Source organism: Arthrobacter pityocampae (genome assembly GCF_002927275.1).
Taxonomy (GTDB): Bacteria; Actinomycetota; Actinomycetes; order Actinomycetales; family Micrococcaceae; genus Arthrobacter_D; species Arthrobacter_D pityocampae.
Window position 1 is genome coordinate 120,215 of sequence record NZ_PRKW01000007.1, and the last position, 22,767, is coordinate 142,981.

At 70.4% G+C, this 22,767-nt stretch carries 20 protein-coding genes; 9 read left to right on the forward strand and 11 right to left on the reverse strand.

The annotated features are described in order from the left end of the window. Positions 1-155: 155 nt before the first annotated feature. The 3 genes from C4K88_RS15985 to C4K88_RS15995 are packed head-to-tail and all read left to right on the forward strand — an operon-like array spanning position 156 to position 3,924. Positions 156-1,187 (forward strand): LacI family DNA-binding transcriptional regulator, encoded by a 1,032-nt coding sequence (locus C4K88_RS15985; protein ID WP_104122661.1) that lies wholly within the window; start codon positions 156-158, stop codon positions 1,185-1,187. Between the two features lie 39 nt (positions 1,188-1,226). Then, a complete protein-coding gene (locus C4K88_RS15990) occupies positions 1,227-3,065 on the forward strand; it encodes a glycoside hydrolase family 2 protein (RefSeq protein ID WP_104122662.1) in 1,839 nt (612 codons plus the stop codon). Beyond that, a complete protein-coding gene (locus C4K88_RS15995) occupies positions 3,058-3,924 on the forward strand; it encodes a phytanoyl-CoA dioxygenase family protein (protein WP_104122663.1) in 867 nt (288 codons plus the stop codon). Before C4K88_RS15990 ends, C4K88_RS15995 begins: the two co-directional genes overlap by 8 nt. A gap of 86 nt (positions 3,925-4,010) precedes the next feature. Here the strand turns inward: C4K88_RS15995 and C4K88_RS16000 are convergent, their stop codons facing one another. From C4K88_RS16000 to C4K88_RS16010, 3 genes are all read right to left on the reverse strand, one after another. After that, positions 4,011-5,039 carry an isopenicillin N synthase family dioxygenase gene (locus C4K88_RS16000; protein ID WP_104122664.1) on the reverse strand — a complete coding sequence of 343 codons (1,029 nt, stop codon included), beginning with the start codon at positions 5,037-5,039 and terminating at the stop codon, positions 4,011-4,013. Positions 5,040-5,117: 78 nt separating this feature from the next. After that, positions 5,118-5,699: a YkvA family protein gene (locus C4K88_RS16005; RefSeq protein ID WP_104122665.1), complete on the reverse strand. Its 582-nt coding sequence runs from the start codon at positions 5,697-5,699 to the stop codon at positions 5,118-5,120. A gap of 56 nt (positions 5,700-5,755) precedes the next feature. Further along, positions 5,756-6,394, reverse strand: a complete 639-nt coding sequence (locus C4K88_RS16010) for a TetR/AcrR family transcriptional regulator (RefSeq protein ID WP_167399072.1) — start codon at positions 6,392-6,394, stop codon at positions 5,756-5,758. A 337-nt stretch (positions 6,395-6,731) separates the two neighbouring features. Here C4K88_RS16010 and C4K88_RS16015 point away from each other — a divergent pair, with 337 nt between their 5' ends. The 3 genes from C4K88_RS16015 to C4K88_RS16025 all read left to right on the forward strand — a co-directional run bounded on the left by C4K88_RS16015 (position 6,732) and on the right by C4K88_RS16025 (position 10,364). Next, positions 6,732-7,550 carry an ATP-binding cassette domain-containing protein gene (locus C4K88_RS16015; protein ID WP_167399073.1) on the forward strand — a complete coding sequence of 273 codons (819 nt, stop codon included), beginning with the start codon at positions 6,732-6,734 and terminating at the stop codon, positions 7,548-7,550. Between the two features lie 3 nt (positions 7,551-7,553). Further along, positions 7,554-9,896 carry a YhgE/Pip family protein gene (locus C4K88_RS16020; RefSeq protein ID WP_104122668.1) on the forward strand — a complete coding sequence of 781 codons (2,343 nt, stop codon included), beginning with the start codon at positions 7,554-7,556 and terminating at the stop codon, positions 9,894-9,896. A 147-nt stretch (positions 9,897-10,043) separates the two neighbouring features. Then, positions 10,044-10,364 (forward strand): putative quinol monooxygenase, encoded by a 321-nt coding sequence (locus C4K88_RS16025; protein WP_104122669.1) that lies wholly within the window; start codon positions 10,044-10,046, stop codon positions 10,362-10,364. A 267-nt stretch (positions 10,365-10,631) separates the two neighbouring features. On the opposite strand, the gene C4K88_RS16030 is transcribed toward C4K88_RS16025, so the two are convergent. The 3 genes from C4K88_RS16030 to C4K88_RS17810 all read right to left on the reverse strand — a co-directional run bounded on the left by C4K88_RS16030 (position 10,632) and on the right by C4K88_RS17810 (position 13,254). Then, on the reverse strand, positions 10,632-11,351 hold the full coding sequence (locus C4K88_RS16030; RefSeq protein ID WP_306418629.1) for a GNAT family N-acetyltransferase: 720 nt from the start codon (positions 11,349-11,351) through the stop codon (positions 10,632-10,634). A gap of 99 nt (positions 11,352-11,450) precedes the next feature. After that, positions 11,451-12,998: a bifunctional metallophosphatase/5'-nucleotidase gene (locus tag C4K88_RS16035; protein WP_241522030.1), complete on the reverse strand. Its 1,548-nt coding sequence runs from the start codon at positions 12,996-12,998 to the stop codon at positions 11,451-11,453. Between the two features lie 55 nt (positions 12,999-13,053). Next, positions 13,054-13,254: a hypothetical protein gene (locus tag C4K88_RS17810; protein ID WP_241522014.1), complete on the reverse strand. Its 201-nt coding sequence runs from the start codon at positions 13,252-13,254 to the stop codon at positions 13,054-13,056. 154 nt (positions 13,255-13,408) lie between these two features. Here C4K88_RS17810 and C4K88_RS16040 point away from each other — a divergent pair, with 154 nt between their 5' ends. Beyond that, positions 13,409-14,395, forward strand: coding sequence for an alpha/beta hydrolase (locus C4K88_RS16040; RefSeq protein WP_104122670.1), 987 nt, complete (start codon positions 13,409-13,411; stop codon positions 14,393-14,395). A gap of 83 nt (positions 14,396-14,478) precedes the next feature. Here C4K88_RS16040 and C4K88_RS16045 read toward each other — a convergent pair whose 3' ends face one another. The 4 genes from C4K88_RS16045 to C4K88_RS16060 are packed head-to-tail and all read right to left on the reverse strand — an operon-like array spanning position 14,479 to position 18,365. Beyond that, complete coding sequence (locus C4K88_RS16045; protein ID WP_241522015.1) at positions 14,479-15,057, reverse strand: dihydrofolate reductase family protein; 579 nt, start codon at positions 15,055-15,057, stop codon at positions 14,479-14,481. A 37-nt stretch (positions 15,058-15,094) separates the two neighbouring features. Further along, positions 15,095-16,012, reverse strand: coding sequence for an alpha/beta fold hydrolase (locus C4K88_RS16050; RefSeq protein WP_206604382.1), 918 nt, complete (start codon positions 16,010-16,012; stop codon positions 15,095-15,097). Continuing rightward, entirely contained in the window at positions 16,009-16,860 is an 852-nt protein-coding gene (locus C4K88_RS16055) for an SDR family NAD(P)-dependent oxidoreductase (protein WP_104122671.1), read from the reverse strand. The genes C4K88_RS16050 and C4K88_RS16055 overlap by 4 nt, the downstream gene beginning before the upstream one ends. Then, positions 16,857-18,365, reverse strand: coding sequence for a flavin-containing monooxygenase (locus C4K88_RS16060; protein ID WP_104122672.1), 1,509 nt, complete (start codon positions 18,363-18,365; stop codon positions 16,857-16,859). The genes C4K88_RS16055 and C4K88_RS16060 overlap by 4 nt, the downstream gene beginning before the upstream one ends. A 70-nt stretch (positions 18,366-18,435) precedes the next feature. Between C4K88_RS16060 and C4K88_RS16065 the strand changes: the two genes are divergently transcribed. Together C4K88_RS16065 and C4K88_RS16070 are read left to right on the forward strand one after the other, a co-directional pair. Beyond that, positions 18,436-19,596: an AraC family transcriptional regulator gene (locus tag C4K88_RS16065; RefSeq protein WP_104122673.1), complete on the forward strand. Its 1,161-nt coding sequence runs from the start codon at positions 18,436-18,438 to the stop codon at positions 19,594-19,596. Then, on the forward strand, positions 19,574-20,554 hold the full coding sequence (locus C4K88_RS16070) for a LacI family DNA-binding transcriptional regulator (protein ID WP_104122674.1): 981 nt from the start codon (positions 19,574-19,576) through the stop codon (positions 20,552-20,554). The genes C4K88_RS16065 and C4K88_RS16070 overlap by 23 nt, the downstream gene beginning before the upstream one ends. A 251-nt stretch (positions 20,555-20,805) precedes the next feature. Here C4K88_RS16070 and C4K88_RS16075 read toward each other — a convergent pair whose 3' ends face one another. Beyond that, positions 20,806-22,698 (reverse strand): pectate lyase-like domain-containing protein, encoded by a 1,893-nt coding sequence (locus C4K88_RS16075; protein WP_104122675.1) that lies wholly within the window; start codon positions 22,696-22,698, stop codon positions 20,806-20,808. Positions 22,699-22,767 lie beyond the last annotated feature (69 nt).

The following is a 22,767-nucleotide window of genomic DNA, read 5'->3' on the forward strand; positions in this document are numbered from 1 at the left end:
AAAACGTTGCGCACTTCCAGGTGAGTGGGTCAGCGTGTGACCGAGCTTACAGCGCTGTAAAATGGCTGTCCACCGATTTGTGGTTCGGGATTCCGGACCCGGGACGGCGCCCGTGCGGTGCCGATCTAGACTGGGATCTACCCGAGGAGACGCAGATGAAGAAAGTCCGACTGGCCGACGTGGCCGATCTGGCCGGCGTGTCGATGAAGACGGTGTCGAACGTCGTCCACAACTATCCGCACGTCACGCCCGAGATGCGCCGGAAGGTGCAGCAGGCGATCGACGACCTGGGCTACAGGCCCAATCTCACCGCGCGGCGCCTGGCGACCGGCAAGACCGGGATGATCGCGCTCGCGATCCCGGAGATCGACCACCCCTACTTCTCCGAACTCTCGCGGTACATCGCGGAGGAGGCGAGCCGGCTCGGGTATCGGGTCATCGTGGAGCAGACGCTGAGCAATCCGGAGGCGGAACGGGCAGTGCTCAACGACCGCGAGGCGGGGCTCGTGGACGGCGTCATCTTCCATCCCGTCCGGATGCAGTCCATGGAGGTGGCCCGGTTGCAGCGCGACGTCCCGGTGGTGCTCCTCGGGGAGTCGACCATGCCCGTCACCGCCGACCACGTCATGATCGACAACGTCGTGGCGGCGCAGGAGGGCGTGCGGCACCTCGTCGGCGAGGGGCGGCGGCGCATCGCCTTCCTCGGCATGGTCTCGGGGGACACGACGGGATCCACGGACCAGCGGCTCCTCGGCTACCAGCAGGGCCTCGTCGACGCCGGGATGACCCCGGACCCGGACCTGGTGCTGTCGGTGTCCGACTTCACGCCTGAGGAGAGCTCCCGCGCGGTGGCGCACGCGCTCGCTTCCGGTGTGGCGTTCGACGGCCTCGTCTGCCGTGACGACCGGTTCGCGACGGGCGCGCTCTTCGCGCTGCGGCAGGCGGGCGTGCAGGTGCCCCGCGACGTCGCCGTCGTCGGATGGGACGACACCGAGCTCGGCCGGTGGGCGAGCCCGCCGCTGACCTCGATCGCGCCGGACAAGCGGGAACTCGCGGCCACGGCCCTCGCGCTGTTGCGCGAGCGGATCGACGGGTACCACGGCATCGGTCGGCACCGCATCGTGTCCCATGCCCTCACGATCCGCGAGAGCGCGCCCCTCGGAGCTCCGGCCTTCCAGTCCCGATAATATCTTTACAGCGCTGCAAATATGGGACAAGATTGCGGCATGCGGACTCCAGAAGCGTTTCAAGCCAGTACCCAGGACGGCACCTACCCGCGGCCCCAGCTCCTCCGCCGCCGGTGGTCGGATCTCAGTGGCCAGTGGGAATTCAGCCACGACGACGACGACGCCGGCGAGGCGGCGTCCTGGTTCTCCGCCACCGAGCCGTTCCCCCTCACCATCACCGTCCCGTACCCCCCGGAGTCCGCGCTGTCGGGCGTCCACGAGACCGGCTTCCACCCGGTGGTCTGGTACCGCCGGACGATCACGCGGGCGGACATCGACGGGAGCGGCCGCACGCGGGAGGACGACCGGCTCCTCCTCCACTTCGGGGCGGTCGACTACCGGGCCACGGTCTGGATCGACGGGCAGCTCGTCGGCTCCCACGAGGGCGGCCAGAGCCCCTTCACCTTCGACGTGACGGGCCACGCCGCCACGGGCGAGGACCTCGTGCTCGTCGTCCGGGCCGAGGACGACCCGCACGACGTCGCACAGCCCCGCGGCAAGCAGGACTGGCTCGAGGACCCGCACGTCATCTGGTACCACCGCACCACCGGCATCTGGCAGCCCGTCTGGCTGGAGTCCGTCCCGGCGTCGTTCATCGAGGCCGTGGCCTGGGAGCCGGACGTCCCGAAGGGCGCCGCCCGCCTCGAGCTCGAGATCTCGCCGCAGCGCGTCGACGTCATGACGGTGCGGGTGGACCTGAGCTACGAGGGCAGGCCGCTGGGCACCTACTCGACCTCGGCCGTCGAGTCCCGCATCGTGATGGACTGCGTGATCCCGCACCAGGCCAACGGCCAGGCCTACGAATCGCTGCTGTGGTCCCCGGAGCATCCCCGCCTGATCGACGCGACGCTCACCCTGCTCGACGCCCACGGCACCCCGGTGGACGAGGTGGGGTCCTACTTCGGCCTCCGCAGCGTCGGGACGGCCGGAGGCCACTTCCTCCTCAACGACCGCCCCTTCTACGTGCGTTCGGTGCTCGAGCAGGGCTACTGGCCGGACTCGCTCCTGGCCGCACCGGACGCCGCCGCGCTGCGCGAGGAGGTCCAGCTCATCAAGGACCTCGGCTTCAACGCCGCCCGCCTGCACGAGAAGGTCGAGGATCCCCGCTTCCTCTACTGGGCGGACCGCCTCGGCCTCCTGGTGTGGGGGGAGATGGGCAGCACCTTCGAGTTCTCGCCGACGGCCATGGAGCGCGTGGCCCGGGAATGGGCGAGCGTGGTGCGGCGGGACCGGTCCCACCCGTGCATCGTCACCTGGGTGCCCCTCAACGAGAGCTGGGGTGTGCAGCAGATCTCCCACGATCCGCAGCAGAAGCACTTCGCGCAGGCCATGTACCACCTGACGAAGGCCCTCGACGGGTCCCGGCCGGTCATCTCCAACGACGGCTGGGAGCACGTGGAGTCCGACATCTTCACCGTCCACGACTACGCGACGACGTACGACGACCTCCATGCCGCCTACCGGGACAGGCCGGCGTTCCAGTCGCTCGTCGACGGCGTCGGGCCTGCCGGACGCCGCCTGAGCGTCCTGCCGGGCCTGCCGCGGACCGAGCCCGTCATGGTGTCCGAGTTCGGCGGCATCCTGTACGCGCCGAACAGCCCGATCGAGACGTGGGGCTATTCCGCCGCCGAGTCCGGGGAGGACTTCGCGCGGCGCCTGGAGGCGCTGTTCTCGGCCCTCCAGGACAGCCCGTTCCTGTCAGGGTTCTGCTACACGCAGCTGACCGACACCCTGCAGGAGGCGAACGGCCTCACGGACGAGCACCGCAAGCCGAAACTCCCCGTGGCGGAGATCCGCAAGATCGTGATGGGCGCATCCTGGAGGCTGGACCATGCATGATTCCACCAACACCCACGAGCCGGTCGCGTCCCGGATCCCGGAGGGCGCCTCGCCCGAGGCGGCGGCCGCCGTCGAGGGGCTGTACACGCGCGGGGTGATCGCCCGGCAGGGTGCGTTCTCCCGTGAGTGGGCGGCGCAGATGCGCGAGGACATCGACGCGGCCTTCGCGGAGGCCCTCGCACGCCCGAACGGCGCCGTCGGGCGTGGACCGAAGCGGTACTACGTCGAGATCCACCCCGAGCAGCTGCGGGGCTGGGTCGACCTCGTGGACCACCCGTGGGTGCGCATGGTGTGCGAGTCCGTCCTCGGCCCGGACTACGAGATCGTCGAACTCGGCTTCGACGTCCCGGGCCCCGGTGCCGTCAACCAGCCGTGGCACCGCGACTTCCCGATGCCGGCGGAGACGCGGGAGACCGGACGGCTGACGTCGCTCGCGTTCAACCTGACCGCCGTCGACACCGAGGAGGACATGGGCCCCTTCGAGGTCGCTCCCGGTACGCAGTGGGATCTCCCCGAGGGCTTCGACCACGAGATGTTCCCGCCGAAGTCGGCCTATCCGCGCTACGAGGGCCTCGCCGAGCGCAAGTACCCGACGATGGGCGACATCTCCGCCCGGTCCGCGCTGACCATCCACCGCGGCACGAAGAACGAATCGCAGAAGTCCCGGCCGGTCCTCGTGCTCGGGGTGGACGCCCCCGGGGCGGGCAACGCCGAGCACCACGCCATGGCCGTCACGCAGCCCTTCTACGACGCACTGCCCGAGCGGGTCCGCCGCCACGTGGTCTGCCCCGTCGTGGACACCCTGGTGCCGATCACGCAGAAGCACTCCATCGAGGGCCTCATGATGGGCGAGGCCTGAGCGCACGGCAGGATCCTGGCAGGACGACGACGGCGGCACCCGGGTGGGTGCCGCCGTCGTCGTAGGTGCGGGGTGTTCCCGGTGGGCTACTTCCGTGCGAGCTCGGGGTGGTGGAGTTCGGTGACATCCGGGTGTGCGCGGACCCGGCCCTTGAGCACGTTGGAGCCGTAGGAGGACAGCATCGGGTTCTCGGGGTCGTCCGTAATACCGCGCGCGGCGGCCCGCAGGTCCTCGGTCAGGGGGACCGGCTCGATCACGGCGTCGAGCCGCGGCGACCAGAAGAACGGGACGGCGTAGCGGTCCACGCCCGGCGGGGGTGCGGTGACGCGGTGGATGGTCGCCGCGAGGTAGCCCTCGGTGGCCACCTCGAGCATCTCCCCGAGGTTCACCACGAGCGCGCCCGGGATCGGTGTGACCGGGACCCAGTCGTCCGCCCCGTGGGGGAGAACCTCGAGGCCGCCCACCTGATCCTGCAGCAGGAGGGTCACGAACCCGTAGTCCGCATGGGCTCCCACGCCCTGCGAACCGGCTCCCTCGACGACGCCGCCCACGTAGTGCACGAGCTTGGCCATCCAGGCCGGGGTGCCCTCGAAGGGCTCGGCGAAGTAGTCCTCGGGGAGGTGGAGGGCGACGGCGATCCCGGCGAGGAGTTCGGCACCGACGCGCGACATCAGGGCCGCCCACTCCATGGCCTGCTCCTCGAGTTCGGGCAGGGCCTTGCGGGGCCAGAGGTTGGGGCCCTGCAGGAGCCAGAACGGCTCGTCCGCGGGATAGTCCGTGACGGGCTCCCGCTCGGGGGAGAAGTCGATCTGCTCGCGGGCGTCGGGGCGGCCCCGGGTGATCTCGGTGCCGAGGCCGGCATAGCCGCGGAAGTGCGACGAGGTCCGGTTGTGGAGCCGGAGGCGCTCCTCCAGCGGAAGGTCGAAGAAGCGGCGGGTGACGTCGAACAGATCATCCGCCTGGGTGGGGGTGGCGCCGTAGTTGATGATGTGGAAGAAGCCGACGGTGTGGGCGGCGTCCCGCAGTTCCTCGATGAACCCGGGGGTGAAGGATCCGTCGGCGGAGCGGGCGGTGCTGAGGTCAAGGGTTGGGATCGATCCCAGGGACTGCTGCATGCGCAGCAGACTACGCCCGTTGAAAAATCGACCCACCCTTTGCATTACGCCGTGTTGCGGCCGGCCGCGTCGGTCCCGTCAGTGCCGTCCGTCCCGTCGGCCTCGTCGGCGCCATCGGCTCGGTGCATCCCTGTCGTCCCTGCCGTCCCGGTTGTCCCTGGCGTCCCGGTCGGCCCGGTCGGCGCTGTCAACTCCGCCGATGCCGTCAGCCCTGTCGGTGCCGTCCGTCGCTTCCAGTCCGTCGGCACCGGCTTCCCGCACACCCGCCAGCGCGCGGACGGCCCGCAGGCCGGGGTCGGACCCCCGCCAATGGTGTGCCAGGGCTTCCGGTCCGGCCGCCCGTACCGCGGCCCGCAGGACGACGGCGAGCACGACGACGTCGTCCGCGTAACCGATCACGGGCAGGAAGTCAGGGACGAGGTCGATCGGCACCACGAGGTAGACCGCGAGGAGTCCGAGCAGGACGCGCGCCCGCAGCGGGACCGAGCGGTCCGTGGCGAGACGCCGGACCAGCCCGAGGAGGTCCGGGCCCAGCCGCAGTGCATCCCGCAGTGAGATGACGTCGGGGTGCCGCCGTGCATACACGGCGAGGCACACGAGGAGGACCGCATAGGCCGCCGAGATCGCGAGGACGGTCTCCAGTGCCGGCTCCCAGTCCATGGTTCTCCTCCCGGGCGTCCTGCCCGGGCGTCCTGCCCGGGCGTCCTGCCCGGCCGTCAGGGGGCGAGGGCCGCCTGCAGCACCGCCGCGATGCTCTCGGTGACCTGTTCCTCGGTGATGGCCTCGGGGTCGGCTGCGCACTCGACGGCCATCCCGTTCACCGTGGCCAGCAGGATCGTGGCGAACACGATGTAATGCGCGGGGTCCGACGGCGCGCCGAAGGCCCCGGCCCGCTCGGCGAGGGTGGTGGCGAGGAGGGCGCGCCGGGCACGGCGGTGTTCCCGGAAGACCTCACCGACGTCGGGGTCGCGGCCGGCCTGCAGGGCGAACTCGACGACGAGCGCATGCCAGCGCTGTTCGCGCACCACACCACGGGCGAGATAACGGGCGGCATGCTGCACCGTCTCGTCCAGTAAGGTCAGGTGGTCCACCTGGTTGAGGACGTCGGCCGCAGTGTCAGCGAGTCTCTCGCTCAGGAGGGTGGCGAAGAGTTCCTGCTTCGAGCCGAAGTTCGAGTACACCGCGCCCTTCGTATATCCGGCGCGCTGGGCGATCGTGTCCAGCCGGGCCGCCACGTAGCCGATCTCCTCGAAGACCTCGAGGGCCGCGGCGAGCAGTCCTGCGCGGACGTCCTCGCGGCGTGGGCGGCGGCGGGGCCTGCCGGCCGTGGTGCTCTCCGTGTCCGTCAGTGTCATGTGTCCTCCTGCAGTTACGATACCATCGGTATTGAATACTTCGGGTATTGAAATAGAAGGACACATGACCACTTCCCCGCAGCACGATTCCGCGGTCCCCGCGCCGGCCACTCCGAAATCAAACCCTTCGGCGTCGGCCGTCTCCGAACCGGCTTTTCCCGCGGTCCCCGCGCCGGCCACTCCGAAATCAAACCCTTCGGCGTCGGCCGTCTCCGAACCGGCTCTTCCCGCAGTCCCCGCGCCCGCCACTCCGGAATCAATCCCTTCGGCGTCTGCCCCCTCCGAGCCGGCTCTTCCCGCGCTCCCCGCCCCCGCCACTCGGGAGTCCGACCTTCCGGTGCCGGCCCTCTCCGTCGAGGGCCTCACCCTGCGGGCCGGGAAGCGGACGGTCTTCGAGGACGTCACCTTCGAGGTCCCCGCCGGATCGCTGGCCGTCCTCGCCGGACCCTCGGGAACAGGCAAGACCGCCCTCGCCCTGGCGCTCGCCGGGCGGCTCGTCCCGACCGCCGGGCGCGCCGTCGTCCTCGGCCTCGCGCTGCCACGCCGTGCCGGTGCGGTGCGCCGTCGGGTCGGCTTCACCGGGAACAACACCGTGGTGCCGCTCGACGAGACCCTCACCGTCCGGCACCACGTGGCCGACGCCCTCAAGCTGGCAGCGCCGTGGTGGAAGCCCGGCGCGTCCCGCGAGCAGGTGGACCGCGTCATCACCACCGCGAACAACCTGCTCGGAGCCCTCGAGGAGGCCTTCGGGGACGATCCCGCGGCGGCCGCTCTCGCGCAGGCCCGGCTCCACCGCAGCGAGCTCGTCCGCGATGTCTCGCCGGTGGCACGCTTAACACTCGGCATCGCCCTCGCGCTCATCCCCTGCCCGGACGTCCTCGTCGTCGACGACGTCGACCGGCTCCGCACAGCCGACGAACGCCGCGCCGCGTGGGCCGCGCTCCTCGCCGTCGAACGGACGCGCCGGGACGACGCCGCCCCCCTGACCCTCGTCGCCACCTGCCAGGACTCCCGGGAGCTCGCGGGCCTCCGCGACGACGCCGGGGCCCGCATCAGCGCGTTGCCGCTGCGCGACGTCGTGCATGTGCTCGGCGCCGACCCGATTCCCGCAGCATCTCCCGAACCATCCGCACCGACCGCCTCCGAAATCAGGTAACTCGTGTTCTCCCTGCTCCGCACGGAACTCTCCCGCTTCCGCATCAACCTCAAAGCCAGGGCCGCCCTGCTGGTCATCGCGATCATCCCGGCGCTGTACGGGGGGCTCTACCTCGCCGCCAACTGGGACCCGACGGGCAACCTCAACCACCTCACGGCCGCCGTCGTCAATGAGGACGAACCTGCCACCGCTGCGGCCCCCGACGGCACCGAGAGCACCGTCTCCGCCGGCGCGGACCTCACCGACACCCTCACCTCCTCCGACGACGCCGGATTCACCTGGGTCGAGGTCAGCCGGGAGGACGCCGACAAGGGGCTCGACGACGGCACGTACGCGGCGTCGCTGGACATCCCTGCGGAATTCTCCTCGGCCCTTGCCTCCGTGGGCGGCGACGATCCCGCACAGGCCATGCTCGACATCACCACCAACGACGCTGACAGCTACATCGTGGGACAGGTCGGCAACACAGTGGCCGCGACCCTGCAGCGCCAGGTGCGGTCCGGCGCTACCGAGGACTACCTCGACAGCATCTATCTCGGGTTCTCATCCCTCCACGGGAAGCTCGCCGAGGCGGGCGAGGGGGCCGGGACGATCGCCGACGGCGCCCGCAGCGCGGACGAGGGGAGCGCCTCGCTCGTCGTCGGACTCGGCAGCCTCGTCGACGGCAGCACGCAGCTGTCCTCCGGCTCCGCCCAGGTGGCCGCCGGCGCCACCGACGTCGCGGCCGGGGCGGGCGATCTCGCCGCCGGGCTGGGGCAGCTCGACACCGCCACGGCGGACCTCGTCCCGCAGTCGCAGCAGCTCGCCGACGGCGCGGCCGCGGCCGCCATGGGCGGTGCGGCACTGCAGGACGGCGCCGCGCAGCTCGCCACCGGGACGCAGTCCATCGCCGACGGAGCAGATCGGCTCTCGGCCTCCGCCGCGACCCTGGCCGACGGCACCCGGCAGGTCGCCGACGGGCTCGGGCAGGTCGGGGACGGAGCGGATGCGCTCTCGGCGGGCGCCACCGACCTCTCGGCGGGTGCCGGGCAGGCCGCGGGCGGATCACGTGCCGTCGCCGACGGACTCGCGCAGCTCACGGCGGACTACGCAGCCCTGTCCGACGCCGAGCGGATCGCTGCACTGCAGCAGCTCAGCACGGGAGCGGACGCGGCGGCCACCGGCAGCGAGCAGATCTCCGGCGGGGCGGGGACCCTCGCCGCGTCCGCCGACGACCTCGCCGCCGGGGCCCGAGCAGCCTCGACGGGTGCCGGCGCTGCGGCCGACGGCGCCGGCCTGCTCGCAGCGGGTGCCTCCGAACTCGCCACGGGTGCCGGGGGAGCGGCCACCGGTGCCGCCTCGGTGTCGCAGGGGGCCTCCGACCTGAACGGTGGTCTTTCCCAGCTCTCCGACGGCACTGCAGCCCTTGCCGCGAACACCCCGGCCCTCCGCGACGGCATCGTCTCCGCCTCCGGTGGTGCCGGTCAGCTCGCCGCCGGTGCCACCACGCTCAGCACGGGTGCAGCCGAGGTCTCCGGAGGAGCGGCGTCGCTCTCGGACGGTTCCAGCGAGGCGTACGACGGCGCCGCCTCGCTCGAGGGTGGACTGAATCAGCTCGCCAGCGGGTCGCAGGACCTCGCCCACCAGCTGGACCAGGGAGCAGAGGAGGTGCCGGACTACACCGACGGGCAACGCGCAGACCTGAGCGATGTCGCATCCTCACCGGTGGCGATCGAGCGGACGCGGGACAATGCGGTGGATGCGTACGGCGAGGGCATGGCGCCCTACTTCATCCCACTCGCCCTGTGGGTGGGCGGCATGGTGACGTACATCGTCCTGCGGGCCGTGTCGCCGAGGGCGCTGGCCTCCACGGCGTCGTCCTGGCGGGTGTCGGCTGTCGGCTATCTGCAGGGGGCCCTCCTGGCGGTCCTTCAGGCGTTGGTCCTGCTGGGGATCCTGGTGGCCGGCGTCGGTCTGACCACGCCCCATCCGCTGGGTCTTCTGGCGTTCACGATCCTCGTCTCGCTGGTCTTCACGGCCATCCACCAGGCGCTCGTCGCGCTGCTCGGCGGGGTCGGCAGGCTCGTGGCGCTGGTGCTGCTGATGCTGCAGCTCACGACCGCGGGCGGGACCTACCCCGTGGCCACCGAGCCCGGGTTCTTCCGGTTCCTCAGCCCGCTCCTGCCGATGACGCATGCCGTGGACGGGCTGCGCCACCTGATCGCCGGCGGGGATCTCGGCGTCGTCTGGTTCGCAACCGCTCAGCTGCTGGTCTTCTTCGTCCTCGCGGCGGCGCTGTCCGTTTATGCCTCCCACCGCGGCCGTTCGTGGTCGATGGAGAAGCTGCACCCGAGCCTCGCCATCTGAGGGCCTTCCGCGTGCACCTGACCTCTCCTGCACATCGGTTCTCCCGCTGGCGAGTCCTACTGCACAGTGGGCAGTGCGGCATGCGGCCTGCGGATGATCTGGATAGGTTGGAGAGGTACCGAGCATCCATCAGGAAGGCACCATCCCATGATCTTCATCGTCGTCAAGTTCACAGTGAAGCCCGAGTGGAGCGAGCGTTGGATCGACCTGACGCGGGACTTCACGGAGGCGACCCGCGAGGAGCCGGGCAACCTCTGGTTCGACTGGTCCCGCAGCGTCGAGGACCCCAACCAGTTCGTACTCGTCGAGGCGTTCCAGGACGACGCCGCGGAGGCCCACGTGAGCAGCGACCACTTCACGCAGGCGATGCAGGACATGCCGCAGGCGCTCGTGAAGACGCCGGAGATCATCAGCGAGCGCATCGGTGCCGAGGGCTGGGGCCAGATGGGCGAGCTCACGGTCGCCTAGCTGCACAGGTCGCCGAACGGATCCGGGGAGCATCGCCTGACCGGCGTCGGGCTCTCATCGGGTCTGCGCCCGACACTCGTCCGGCGGCCTGCCGCCTGTGGCCTGTGGCCGGTCGCTGGTCGCTGGTCGCGGGTCGCCTATGACTGGTCGCCTGTGGCCGGTCGCTGGTCGCTGGTAGCCAACGGCCTGTCGCTGGTCGCCTGACCGCTGGTCGCCTGTCGCCTGACCGCTGGTCGCCTCTCTCCTGCCAGACGATGTCAGACGCCGTCAGGCGCTTCCGGGTCCACCGGGGAGCGCCTGTTCCAGGATGAAGTCGTCCTCGAAGCGGTCGCCCAGCCGGAAGCGTTTCGTCCCGACGCGCCGGAAACCGTGCTTCGTGTAGAAGCGCAGGGCGCGTGCGTTCTCCTGGTTCACGCCGAGCCACACCCCCGGTAGTCCCGATTCGGCGGCGAGATCGAGGCTCCGCCGCATCAGGGCGGCCGCTGCACCGCGACCATGATGGTCGGGGTGGACGTAGAACTTGCTGAGCTCGACGGTGGGCGAGATCGAGAGGGCGGCGAGGACGTCCGCATCGGTCGGTTGATCCCGCACCACCATGCTCCAGCCGCCGATGCGATCGCCCGCGCGCAGGCACAGGAGGGTGTGCCGGGGCGCTTCGATGTACGCGGCGAAGCGTTCGGCCGAGAGCTGGGTCGCGATGTGCCGCGCAATGTCCTCGGGGAGGGAATCCGCCGGGCAGGCCAGGGGGAAGGTGACGGCTGCGACGGCCGCGAGCTGCGCGGCGTCGTCGACAGTCGCCGTCGTGATGCTGATGGCACTGCCGCGGCTTGCCGGGTCGGTCGCGGTGCCGGCGTCGAAGCCGCTCACGTGACCGCTCATGTATCCGCCCAGGCCGACGTCGCCCGTCGGGTCGCCCGCCCCTGCCTCGCCCGTCCGGCCGCCCGGGCCGGAGGCCGGTGGCCTGTCCGTGGTCCTGTCGATGCTCATGAAGCAAATGTATTCCGAACGGCAGCAGGACGCGGACCCCGAGGGTCCGCGTCCTGCTGCACGTGAAGCCACAGCGCTCGAGGCGCTGAGGCCGGAGTGCTAGTTGAAGACCGGCTCGCCGTTGCGGGTGAGCTTCCAGTTCTCCTCGAAGAAGGCGGCAGGGTCGATGGTGCCTTCGGCGATCAGGTAGTCGATGAGCAACTGCCGGATCTCCGTGGTCTGGTTCACGAGCACCGGAGCCGTGGCGATGTGCGGGAAGTTTCCGCCGCCGGACTGCCGGTAGTTGTTGGTGGCCACGGCGAAGCGCTGCGCCGGATCGATCGGTGCCCCGTTGTAGCTGAGGCCCACGATCCGTTGGCCTGCCGGCTTGCTGATGTCGATGTCGTAGGAGACGCCGGACATCATGTCGTAGTTGTAGTCCGGGGTGCCCGCCGCGTTCGTCAGGGTCGCCGGGTCCACGGCGGCACCGGGAGCGGTCTGGTTGAAATACTTCGCCGAGTACTCGAGGTAGTCCTTGACCTGTGCGCCGGTCAGCTCGACCCCGAACAGGGTGTTCGGGAAGACGTAGAGGCCGGCCATGTCACGGATGGTGACCGGACCCTCGGGGATCACGGCCGCACGGTTGAACGGTGCCACGATCGAGAGGACCGGCAGATCGGCGTTCGGGGTGCCGTCCAGGGCCTTGTCCACCGCCTCGGACTGGACCGTGTTGACGAAGTCCATGACGGCCGTGTCGCGGAAGCGCGCGTCCGCCGCGGACATGGTCTCCGTCGCGGTGCCGATGGGCGTGTTCACGTAGTCGATGACGCGCTGGTGCTGGTCCGCCACGATGGCGGAGACCGCGGGATCAGCCGGGACCGTGCTCGCGTTCAGCAGCTCCGAGTTCGCGGACGTGACGTCCCACTGACCCCGGGTCTTCGTCAGCTCGAAGTCCATCACGGAGAGCCGCATGCCCCAGTTCTTCGGTTCGGTCAGCAGCACCTGCTCCCCGGTCTGCTTGTTCGTGACGAATCGCTCGGGAATCTCCTGATGCTCATGACCGGCGAGGATCGCATCGATCCCGGGGACCTGCTCCGCGATCAGTGTGGAGGCGTTCTCGACAGGCAGGGCATCGCCGTAGGAGGAGTTGCCGGAGGGTCCGGAGTGCGAGCTGACGACGACGACATCGGCCCCGGCGGCCTTCATCTCCGGGACGTACTGGCGGGCCTGCTCCACCATGCCCTCGAAGCGCAGCTGGCCCTCGACATTGTTCTTGTCCCAGATGGCGCTGCCCGGTGTGGTGAGCCCGAGGATGCCGACCCGGATGGGCTTCTGCCCCTTGGGCTTGACCGTCTTGATGACGTACGGCGTGAAGGCGTCCTCACCGGTAGTCCAGTCCTTGACGTTCGCCCCGAGGAGGGGGAAGTCCAGCTGGTCCTCGAAGGTGCGCAGGAGCGGCAGGCCGTAGTTGAACTCGTGGTTGCCGAGCGTGGTGGAGTCGTAGCCCATGGCGTTCATGACGGCGGCCATGGGGTGGGTCTCGCCGGTCTCGGACACGGGCTCCACATTGGCGAAGTAGTCCGTCAGGGCCGTGCCCTGGAGGGTGTCGCCGTTGTCGATGAGGAGGGTCGACTCCTCACCGCGGTCCGCCCGGACCTGATTGACCAGTGTGGAGACCTTGGCGAGTCCGACGTCGTTGTGCGCGGCGTCGTCGTACTCCGCATCAGTGAAAGTAGTCCCAGTTCTCGATGTAGCCGTGGAGGTCGCTGGTGCCCATGACCGTGATGGTGGCCGTGGATTCCTTGGGGCCCTTCGTTCCGCCGGGTGCGGCGGACGCTGCGGGCGCGAGTCCTACTGCTGCGACGCAGCCGAGGGCGACGGCCGCGGCGATGCGGCGACGGCCCCTGGTGAAAGTTCGTGACACGTGAAATCAGCTCCTGTGAGTGGTGCGGTGGCGCCAGCCTATCGGTGACGGATGACACACTGGTGACGGCGGGGTGACCCGGGGTGAAGAATGGCCGACGGGCCGTCGGCGCAGCCGGCGGCCGTTTGACGGCAACGGATCGACGAGGATCACGATGACAACTGATACAGAACAGCAGGATGCCTACCGCGAGGACATCCTGGGCCCGGACTACGAGGCCCGGACCCTGCCCCTGCGACCCGATGACGAGGGGGACGTCGTCGCGACGCTCGTGCGCCGCACCGTACCCGGCGGTTCGCGCCGAGCCGTCCTCTACGTGCACGGCTTCGTGGACTACTTCTTCCAGACCCACCTCGCCGATGCCTGGCGGGCAGCCGGGTTCGACTTCTATGCCCTGGACCTGCGGAAGTACGGGCGGTCCGTCCGGGAGCATCAGACCCCGAACTACGTCACGTCGCTGGAGGAGTACGACGAGGAGCTCGACGAGGCGGCCCGCATCATCCGCGAGGACGAGGGACACGACGTCCTCGTGGTCATGGGCCACTCGACGGGCGGACTGGTCACGTCCCTGTGGGCGCACCGCCGTCGCGGGCAGGGCATCGTGGACGCCCTCGTCCTCAACAGTCCCTGGTTCGACCTCAACGCGAGCTTGTTCCAGCGCACCCTGGGCACCGCGGCGGTCCACCGCCTCGGGACGCTCCGGCCGCGGGCCGTCGTCGGGAAACTCGGCTCCGCCTACGGCCGGTACCTGCACCGCGAGTCGGGCGGGGAGTGGGACTACGACCTCGTATGGAAGCCCCACTCCGGCTTCCCCGTCGTCGCCGGCTGGCTACGTGCCATCCGCCGCGGGCACACGGAACTTAACCGTGGCCTCGCGATCGACTGCCCGGTGTTCGTCGCCTGCTCGGATGCCACATCGAATCCCGCGAAGGAGCCCGAGCGCATCTCGTCCACCGATGTGGTGCTCGACGTCGCGCACATCGCCGGGAGGGCGCCGAAGCTCGGCAGGCTCGTCACCATCGTGCGCATCGCGGGCGGCATCCACGACCTCGCGCTCTCGCCGGAGCCGGCCCGGTCGCGGTTCTTCGACGAGCTGGGGCGGTGGCAGGAGGCCTACGTGCCGGGTGCGGATCGAGGCTGACGGGTCGCCCGAGCCCTGTCCCGGGATGCCGCGCCGCCGGGACGGCGCGCTCTGCTTGACACGTGTCGCTGACGTTGAACGATTCAGCCGTTCCCTGCCCCGACGTCGTAGGTCAGGACGGCGAACTGCCCCTGCTGCTCGACGGACCGCAGCGTCAGCCGGTCCGATTCGACCCGGAGGGGTAGCAGCGGTGCTCCCGTCGCGAGCGCGACGGGAGCGACGGCGATCCGGATCTCGTCGAGCAGACCCGCGGTGAGGAACTGGCCCGCGAGGTCGCCGCCGCCGACCACCCAGATGTCGCGCGGTCCCGCCGCCTCCCGCAGTTGCTCGAACACCGGCCGGACATCCCCTGACACGAGCCGCACGTCCGCTCCGTCCGGCACCGGCAGGTCCCTGCTCGTGAACACGAAGGTGGGGCGGTCGCCGTAGAGCGCGCTCCACCGGGTCGGCTCCTCCAGCAGCCGCTCGAAGGCCAGCACCCATTCGTACGTCGTCGAGCCTTCCACCAGCACGCCCACGGTGTCCAGGAAGCGCTCGTACTCCTCCGGGGGAGGGGGCTCGACGGCGAAGAGCCACTCCAGCGAGTTCTGCTCGTCGGCGAGAAAGCCGTTGAGGGTGGTGGCGGTGTAGAAGACGACGCGGGGCATGAGCCATTCCACCATGCGGTGCAGGGTCCGGTAAGGGGCCTCCGACGTCCTGCTACTCCTGCGCCTCCACCTCGCTCACGAATCGCCGGACGAGGGCGTCGAACTCGTCCTCCCGCTCGATCTGGGGCATGTGCCCGCACTGCTCGAACAGGTGCACCTCGGCGTGCGGGAACACGGCCCGGGCGTGCTCGAGGTGCGCCGCCGGCAGGATGCGGTCCTCGTCGCCCCACACCAGGAGAGTGGGCTTGTGCTGTGCGGCGACCGTGCGGAGGAGTTCGGTCCGCCAGCGACGGCGGACTCCGCGGACGGTGCCGAGGTGCCGGGCGACGGCGAGCAGGACGTCGTCGTACACGGGATTCCGGCCCACCTCCTGCGCGTGGTCGAGCCGCTCCTCGGTGACGAACCGCTTGTCGTAGAACAGGGCGCGCTCCGTCCGGTAGGCGGCCTTGCGGGACTTGTCCTTCAGGAGGCGTCGGCCGAGTGGACGGATGGCGAGCAGGCGCAGCGCGATCGTCACCTCCTTGCCGAACCCGGCGCTGTTCACGAGCACCAGGCTCCGCACACGCTGCGGCTCGAGCGCACTGATCTTCATGGCGACCGCACCGCCGAGCGAGTTGCCGACCACGTGCAGCGGCCGGTGCTCCCCGAGGACGTCGAGCGCGGCGATCACGAAGCGCGCCATGGAGTCCATCGAGTACCGGCCCGCCGTGCGTTCGGACAGGCCGAACCCGGGCAGGTCCACGCTGATCACCCGATGGTCCGGGGCCAGGCGTCCGTAGAGCCCCTCCCAGTCCTCGAGGCTCCGACCGATCCCGTGCAGCAACAGGACGGGCGGTTTTTCCCGGGCACCGGCGTCGCGGTAGCGGACGCGGACGCCGTCGACCCGCAGGTGACCGTCGTCGTGCCCTGGTGTCGAGGTGCCCGGGCCCGACGCGCCTGATGCCGAGGTGCCGTGCTGGACGCCACTCACCGGCGTACCTTGCCGGCGAGGCGGCCGACGCTCTTGGCTCCGCGCTCGAGGGTGCCGAAGGACATGGGTACCACCCGGGCGACGACGTCGGGCAGCTTCGCGCTGAGGCCGATCAGCAGGCGTGCCCTGCGGGCCTTGACCGCCTCGAGCATCAGTTCGGCCGCGCGGTCCGCGGGGAAGGTGAGGAGTTTGTCGAAGCTCTCCTGCGCATGCTTCACCTCGCCGTTGCTGAGATTTCCACCGATCCGCGCGTTGAGGGCGATGTTCGTCCGGATGCCGCCCGGGTGCACGGTAGTGGTACCGATCCCGCGGGGCAGCAGCTCACTGCGGAGGGCTTCCGTGAACCCGCGCAACGCGAACTTGCTGGAGGAATAGGCGGTCTGGCCCTTCGGTCCCACCAGGCCGAAGACACTCGAGACGTTCAGAATGTGCCCGCCGGGCGGGATCCGCGGCAGCAGCCGGTGCGTGAGCAGCACGGGTGCGGTGAAGTTGATGGCCATGACCCAGTCGAAGTCGTCCATGCTGATCTGGTCGAAGCGGCCGGCGAGTGCTACACCGGCATTGTTCACGAGCAGGTCCACGCGGTCGGTCGCGGCGAGGAGGTCGGTCGCGAGGCGGTCGACGGCGTCGCGGTCGGCGAGGTCCGTGGTGAACGTCGTGACGCTGCTGCCCGGGTAGGTGGAGCGGAGGGAGGCGGCGACGGCGTCGAGCCGCGCGGTGTCGCGGTCCACGAGCAGCAGGGTGCTGCCACGCTCGGCGAGGCCGCGGGCGAGGTGCTCGCCCATGCCGTTGGCGGCACCGGTGACGACGGCGGTCGCCCCGGCGAACTGGAAGGGTCGGATGCTCATGCGTGGATCTCCTGGAGGTCGGGGGCCGGTGCGGCCGGTGGGGTGGGGGCGTCGAAGACCATGTTCTTCGCCAGGTTGCCGTGCAGCGCGGTGGGGGCATCGAGCAGGTAGTTCTGCCGCATCGTCCACGGCTGCCGGTCGCCCTGCTTGGGGAACGCCGAGACGGCGCGCTGCACGTAGCCGGAGGTGAGATCGAGGATGGGGCGGGCCTTCATGGGGCCGTCGACGGCGGGCGCGGCCGAGCGGTGGCCGTGACGGTCCATGTACCGGATGAGGCGGCACACGTACCGGGAGCTGAGATCCGCCCGCAGCGTCCACGACGCGTTCGTGTAGCCGACGCAGAGGGCGAGGTTCGGGACGCCGCTGACCATCAGGCCCCGGTACACCCACGAGTCGCCGAGGTTCACGGGGGCGCCGTCGACGGTGAACGTCGCGCCGCCCAGCGGCAGCATCGACAGCCCGGTGGCGGTGACGACGACGTCGGCCTCGAGTTCCTGCCCGGACGCCAGGCGGATCCCGTGCGGCGTGAACGTGTCGATGGTGTCCGTGACCACGGACGCCGCGCCCTGCTTCATCGCCTTGAACAGGTCCGCGCTGGGCGCCACGCACAGGCGCTGGTCCCACGGGTTGTAGGCGGGCGTGAAGTGTTCGGCGACCGCCGTCTCGTCACCGAGGATCCGCGCGGTCTGGGTGCGGATGAGTTTCTTGGCGATCTCCGGGCGGCGGCGGCACAGCTGGTAGAACGCCTGCGTGAACAGCACGTTCTTCGCCCGGGCCACGTGGTGGGCGATCCCGGCGGGCAGGTGGCGGCGGGCGGCGTCGGAGAACTTGTCGCGGCTCGGCACGGCCGTGATGTAGGTGGGGGAGCGCTGCAGCATCGTCACGTGCGCGGCCTCCTTCGCCATGGAGGGCACCAGGGTGACGGCGGTGGCGCCGCTGCCGATCACGACGACGCGTTTGCCCGTGTAGTCGAGGTCCTCCGGCCAGAACTGGGGCCGCACGATCTCGCCCCCGAAGGATTCGAGGCCGGGGAAGGTGGGCTCGTACCCGCGGTCGTAGTTGTAGTAGCCGCTGCACAGGTAGAGGAACCCGCACGTGAGCCGCCGGCGCGCCGTCGCGCCGTCGTCGTCCGTGATGTCCAGTTCCAGGGTCCACCGGGCGTCCTCCGAGGACCAGGCGGCGCTGATGAGCTTCGTGGAGAAGCGGATGCTGTCCCGGATGCGGGGCTCCTCCGCGGTGTCGCGGATGTACTGCAGGATGGACGAGCCGTCCGCGATCGCCTTGGCCTCGGTCCAGGGGCGGAACGGGTAACCGAGCGTGAACATGTCGCTGTCGGACCGTACTCCCGGGTAGCGGAAGAGGTCCCATGTGCCGCCGACGGCACCACGGGCCTCGAGGACGGCGAAGCTCTTGTCCTTCAACTCCGTGGCGACCCGGTAGGCGGCGCCGATGCCGGAGAGGCCGGCGCCCACGATGACGACGTCGAGATGTTCGGTGGTGTCCATGCTTCCCATTCTTCACGCCGACCGCTCAGCTGACTTGACTTGGTGCGACAGCTATTTACCCTTGAACGACATGGGCTCTGTCATCCGATCCGCGGGCATGCGCGGCTTCCGCGACGTCGTCGAGCAGTTCGGGGGCGACCCGGCGGCGCTGGCAGCGCAGTACCGCATGCCGCTGGAGGCGATCGACAGCGACGACGTCCTCGTCTCGGACATCGCCATGGCGAAGCTGCTCGAAGGAGCCGCCCGCGACCTCCCGTGCCCGGATCTCGGCCTGCGCATCTCGGAGTACCAGGACATCGGCATCCTCGGGCCCCTCGCGGTGGCCATCCAGAACTCCCCGACCGTCGGCGCCGCCCTGGAGTGTGCCTCCCAGTTCCTGTTCCTCCACAGCCCGGTGCTGAGGTTCACCATCGTCGCGGACCCGGAGGGGCGACCCGGCGACGTCGGGCTCTGCTACGGATCCGCCGAGGGCGTGCTGCCGCGGCAGGCCGTCGACGCCATCCTCGCGTTCTCGCACCGCATGATCCGGTTCCTGGTGGACGGGCCCTACAGCCTCCACTCGGTCCATCTCTCGCACCTGCCGAAGGCGCCCGCCGCCCGGTACACGGAGTTCTTCGGGGCCGAGGTGCGGTTCGGCCAGGCCGCGTCCTTGCTGCGCGTGCCGAGGAGCCTGCTCGACCGTCCGCTCGCCGACGTGGACGGTACGCTGCGCGAGATCGCCCTGGAGTACCTGCACAGCCACTTCCCCGAGCCGGGGCGGGTGGTCGCGCCGCAGGTCCGCACCACGATCGACCGCATGCTGGGCACTTCGCCGCCGCGCATCGACTCCGCCGCGCGGCTCCTCGGCATGCATGCGCGGACACTCCAGCGCAGGCTCGCAGCGGAGGGCACGTCCTTCGGATCCCTGCTCGACGACGCCCGCCGTGACGCGGCGCTGCGGCTGCTCACCCGCACCGATCTGCCGCTGCAGCAGGTCGCCGGGTTGGTGGGGCTGTCCGAACAGTCCGCGCTCACGCGCTGTGTCCGCCGGTGGTGCGGGACGACGCCGCGGGCGGTGCGCGCGGGCAGCGGGCGCCCGGCGGTGGGTCCCGGGTCCCCCGACGCGAGGCGGGGAGGGTTCGCCGGCACCGTCGGGGAAGACGCCCCCGGCACCGGGCCGGGCCCCGCCTACACTGGCAGGCAGGAGTCGGGGACGGGAAGGGGGAGCGGTGGCCGGGATCACCAGCGCTGATGTGGCCCGTGAGAGCGGCGTCTCCCGGACGACCGTCAGTTACGTCCTGACCGGACGCGAGGGCGTCACCATCTCCGAGGAGACCCGGCGCCGGGTGCGGGAGACCGCAGTGCGGCTCGGCTACGCGCCGTCGGCCGCTGCCCGTGCCCTGCGCACCGGCCGCAGCGACCTGGTGCTGTGCATCCTGCCCGACTGGCCCGTGGGACCCGTGATGGAGACGCTGCTGGACGAACTCGCCGACGAACTGTCCGGCCGTGGACTGTCCGTCCTCGTGCATCACGGGCGGCGGACCCGCCCGCTCGCCGACCTCTGGCGTGCCGTGACGCCGCGTGCGGTGATCGGCTTCGCCCCCTTCGCCGACGAGGACCTCCTCATGATGCGGCAGGCCGGTATCCAGGTGCTCGGGACCCTCGGTGAGGACCATCGACCGGACGAGGACGGACCGTCGGAGACCCAGCTCGCGATCGGTGACCTGCAGGCCCGGCACCTCGCCGCAGGCGGTGCCCGACGCCTCGGGTACGCGTGGCCCACGGACCGCCGGCTCGAGGACTTCGCGCGGGACCGCCTCCTCGGGGTGCAGCGTGCCTGCGTGGATCTCGGCTTGTCGGAGCCCGTCGTGCATCCGGTCGCGCTGGATGTCCCGGCCGCGACCGCCGTCCGCGGCTGGCGGGACCAGGGCGTCACCGGCGTCACCGCCTACAACGACGACGTCGCGCTCGCCGTCCTCGCCGGTCTGCGGGCCGAAGAACTGTCCTGCCCCGGCGATATCAGGGTGGTGGGGGTCGACGACGTCCCCGCGGCGGCGCTGGCGGCGCCTGCGCTCACGACGGTCGCGCAGTCCATCGAGGTGCAGGCCCGGTATCTTGCGGCCCTCGTCCTGGCGGATCTCGACGGGTCGGAGGAGAAGCCGTCGCCTCCCGGTCCCGGGCTGCGGCTGGTGGAGCGGGAGTCGGGATAGCTGCATTCCCTGGCAGGCCGATCGATGCTCAACCGAGTGCGGCTGCACCCAGGTCGGCAACGCGACGCAGGTGCACTGCCGGACAGGCGTCGGGCGCGGCCGTGTCGGCGAACCCGATGCGGGTGCCCCGGCGAGGCGGGCGTCGGGCGCAAGCGATCGCCGATCCCGGTGTCCGGACGCGCGAAGGGCCGGAGCTCTCGCCCCGACCCTTCCCGTCCCTGCTGGTCTACTGCGCGTTCCCTGCCGGTCCGCTACGGAGCGGCGGGGTACCGCTCCACGTAGCTCGGCGTCCCGGTGTTGTCGTTGCTCACGGGAGCGCCGGTGTTGTTCACGACGTGGTCGATCGTGCCCGCGCCGAGGTTCACGGTCAGGAGGTGGTTGAGCACCACGCCGGGGGTCTCCGGCACCTCGAAGCCGCGGGTGGCGTGGATGCTCGGATCCACGTTCGTGAAGACGTACGAGCCGCCGCCCCACAGGGTGTGCGTCTTGACGTCGTCGGCCACCTTGTAACCGGCCCAGCCGAGGACGCCGTCGTGCTGCCAGGCGGCCTGGTTGGGCGGGTCGTAGGGCAGCTCGTTCTGGAAGAAGACCGTGCGGCCCCTCTCCCCGTTCCAGATGACGTTGTACTCCTGGTAGTGCTCCACGAAGAGGCCCGTCGCGGTGACGTCGTCGCCGTTGACGATCACACCGTTCCGCCCGGTGCTGACGTCCCAGCCGAATGTTCCCTCGTTGCCGTGGTCCGCGCGCCACACCCAGGTGTGGTCGATCAGCACGTTGTCGCTGTTGATCTCGAGGCTGACGTCAGCCTTGCCCACGTGCGGGCCGCCGATCCGGAAGTAGACGTCGCTGAGCGTCGTCGGGTTCGCGGGATCGCTGTGCCTGGCCCCGTTGTTGCCGTTCTTCGTGCCCACCTGCAGCAGGACGGGGGAGTTCACGGTGCCGCCGTCGATTGTGACGCCGGCGATGACGACGCCGGGCACGTCCGCGACGCGCATCGGCGTCGCCCCGTTCACGGCCGTGAGGGTCGCGTGACCGAGGCCGAGGACCACCGTGTCGGCGCGCTTCACCGCGATGGTCTGGCCGATGTCGTAGACCCCCGGGGTGAGGAGGAGGTGCTTGCCGCGGGCGAGTGCGTTGTTGATGGCCTGGACGGAGTCGCCCGGTCGTGCCACGAAGAACTCGGACAGGGGGATGGTGCGGCCGGCGGTCAGGCCGTCCCCCCAGGAGATGCCGCGGGACTCGGTCTGCGCGGCGGGCACGTGGACGCTGTAGGCGCCGGAGGCGTCAGCGAAGAGGTAGGGCTTCTCGCGGCTGACCAGGGTCCGGTCGAGGGTGGTGTACGGGGGCGTGGGGAAGGACTCGTCCGTCGGTGCGCCCTCGGTGCCGGAGAAGACGGCGTTCCAGACGCCGTTGGACCAGCTGCCGATCTCCGCGTTGCGGGTGAACCACTGCTGCTGCGATCCGTTGACGATGTCGCCGGCCTTGGAATCGGCGAGGTAGCCGCCGCTCGCGTACTGGGGGCCCGCGGTGCAGTAGTCCATCAGCGAGAGCGTGCCGCCGGTGACGTCGACGCGCCGGAGCGAGACGGCCTGCGAGACGGCCCAGAAGTTCGCGGTCGCGCGGCAGCCGTCCTGGCCTGCACCGTTGACCTCAAGGGTGAGGTTCGAGAGCGTGCGCCAGAAGTTGTTGAGGGCGATGCAGTTGCTGGTGCCGTTGTCCTCGAGGCAGCGGTTGTAGACCTCGATCTTGCCGTTGATGGTCACGTCCGAGGGGGACGCGCCGAGGCCGGCGACCTCCGTGTAGTAGCCGACCTTGAACTGCAGGGGTTCGGCGTCCGTGCCGTACGTGCCGGGCAGGAAGAGGAGGGCTTCACGTTCGGTGCCCATCTCGTTGTCGATCTGCCGTGCGTTGACGGCGTCGACCGCAGCCTGGATCTCGCTGACGGGCATGCTCGGGTCGAAGATGGTCACGTTGGGCCCGAAGTCGGGGGCCGACACGGCGGGAGCCTTCTTCGTGTTCACCGGCGTCGTCTCTGCCGGTGCGGCGATCGCGGCGACGCCGGTGCTGGTGGCCAGGAGCACGGTGGCTCCGAGGGCCGCGGCCAGGCGCGTGCGGCCCGGCCTCGTGGGGTGGGGGATGGTCATGCGGGCGGTTCCTCTCCGTCGAGGTGGTCCTGAACGAGACGAGTGGTGAATCGTGTCACCACCTACCCG